Consider the following 2,221-nt stretch of genomic DNA (forward strand, 5'->3'; position numbering starts at 1 on the left):
TTCGCTGGCCCGCGCCTTCGCCCGCAGCTCCTCCTGCTGCATCACCAGCTGATAAGCCAGATAGTACTTATAGATGTTGCTGACGTACTGCACGGTCTCGCGGCCGATGCGCTTGGCGGCGATGAGCTCCACGTTGTTGAACCAGCGGTTGGGGTCGAGCCCCTGCTCGGTCGCCTCCTTTCGCAGCTGCGCGACGCGGCCGGGGCCGGCGTTGTAGGAGGCGAAGGCCAAGAGAGCGGCGTCCAACCGGCGAATCCCGGGATCGCTGTAGAAGTTGTCCACGACCCACCGGTTGTACTTGATCCCGGCGTGGATGTTGCTCTCGAGCTTCTCGATATCGGGGATATTGACCGCCTTGTCCCTCGCGGTCGCCGGCATCACCTGCATCACTCCGATGGCCCCGACATGGCTTCGCTTCGATTGGTCGAGACCCGACTCTTGATAGCCCTGAGCGGCCATCAGAAGCCAATCGAAATCGTACTGGCCGGCGTACTGCTTGAACAGATCGATCATCGAGCGGAAGCGGGCGATGTCCTCTTCGCTTCGAGCGTTCGTTACCCATTTTGTGCTCTTCAGGTATCTGTTAATAAGGATGTTTCCAGAAAGCGTGCCCTTCTCGTGTGTTTTCACGAACGCGTTCACCGCTTCGGCGAGCTTCGGGCTATCTTTACGGAACGCCCAGGCGATGTCGCCTCCAGTCGAGAGAGGGATGTCGGGGTGAGGTTTGAGATCCGGGAAGACGCCCGTCCAGAGATCGACGATGAAGCTGTCCGCGACGGTGGCGGGAACGAGCCCGGCGGCGACCATCTCGAGGAGATCCCCGTCCTCGAGCACCTCGTCCGCGGGCACGATCTCAACCGGAGACTTGCCCTCGGCGGCGAAGCGCTCGTTCAGAGATTTCAGATGCTCCGCGTAGCTGCTTGAGAGTCGGACGTGAATCTCCTTGCCGGAGAGATCGTCAAGACTAGCGAGATCGGCGCTCCCGGGTCCGGTCACGACGATCTCCGAGACGTCCTCGGCAAAGGGATCGGAGAAATCGACCAGCTTCAGACGCTCGGGGGTCACGGTGAGCGTGGCCGCCGCGATGTCGCCCTGGCCCGCGAGGAGGCGTGGGATGAGCTCGTCCCGGGCGACCGGCATCAACAGAACGTGAACCTTGACGTTACCCGTTCCGAGCGTTTCGTTTAGCTGTGTCTCGAATGCTTTCGCCGCCTCGTAGGTCAAGCCTAGCTCGCGGCCCCGGTCCACAAAATAGAGGACCGGGCTCTGGACCGTGAGGATCCGCACCACGCGGCGCTCGGCCATCCCATTCAGGTCTCCCTTCCACGGCTCGACGACGGGAGCGATGCCGGCGGGAAGGGGTGCCGCCTCGGGTGCCGGCTCGACTTCGACGGAGACCTCCGGCGCGGTTTGGGCTTGTTCCATGGTGGCGGGCTCTTCAGCGGTTCCGCAGGCCACGATAAACACGACACCGCAACAAAAAGACCACAGTAAACGACAAGATCTCATTTCTTTCTCCTTAGGCGACATGGACCGCGGAACCGAGATGACGACGTCGCTATCATTCGATGGTTGCCCCCGCCAGCTGCGCGATCGCGGCGAGCGTCGTCTGCGCGGCGTTCAATCCGAGTCGAAAGTCGTCGTCGGTGAACGTCGAGAAGACATCGGTGGGTTGGTGCCAGTGAGGATCCCATCCGGCTCCAATCTGTGCGCCCCGCTCGTTCTCCCGCAGGCTGATTGCCGGCACGACGTTCATGAACGATGAGGAATCGGTGTTGGTCATATGGGGTCCGACCGTTGCCGGATAGTCGGTCGCGTAACGCTCGTTCGCCGCCTTGAAAAACCACGCCAACTCCTGCGCCTCGGCGGCGAGCTCGGCGGTCGACTGGAACTCGATGTTCACGTCCGCCTCCCGCCGCTGGTCGCGGCTCACTTTTCCATCCGGTCCCGGGCCTCCGTGATCGAACATCATCATGTCGTGCTGAACCATGGCCAGCCACCTGGGCTCGGGGTACCGACCGGAGCCGGGAGGGTCTTCCCGCCCTTGTAGCTCCTCACGTTGTTCGACGTAGGCTCGGCTGCCATCGAGCCCGGTCTCTTCGTTGTTCCAGAGAATGAAGCGTATCGAGCGTTCGGTCTGGACGTCGGGCGCGTTGAAGATGCGGGCTAACTCGATGACGATCGCGGTACCGGAGCCATCGTCGTTGGCGGCTTCGCCCCA

General features: G+C 62.2%; 2 protein-coding genes. Both read right to left on the minus strand.

Features of this window, described 5'->3' with window-relative positions:
* On the minus strand, positions 1-1,425 hold a 1,425-nt coding region (locus tag VEK15_08545), incomplete at its 3' end, for a lytic transglycosylase F (GenBank protein HXV60728.1).
* Positions 1,426-1,561: 136 nt separating this feature from the next.
* A partial coding sequence (locus tag VEK15_08550) for a M20/M25/M40 family metallo-hydrolase (protein ID HXV60729.1) occupies positions 1,562-2,221 on the minus strand: 660 nt, incomplete at its 5' end.

Source organism: Vicinamibacteria bacterium (assembly GCA_035620555.1).
Classification (GTDB): Bacteria; Acidobacteriota; Vicinamibacteria; order Marinacidobacterales; family SMYC01; genus DASPGQ01.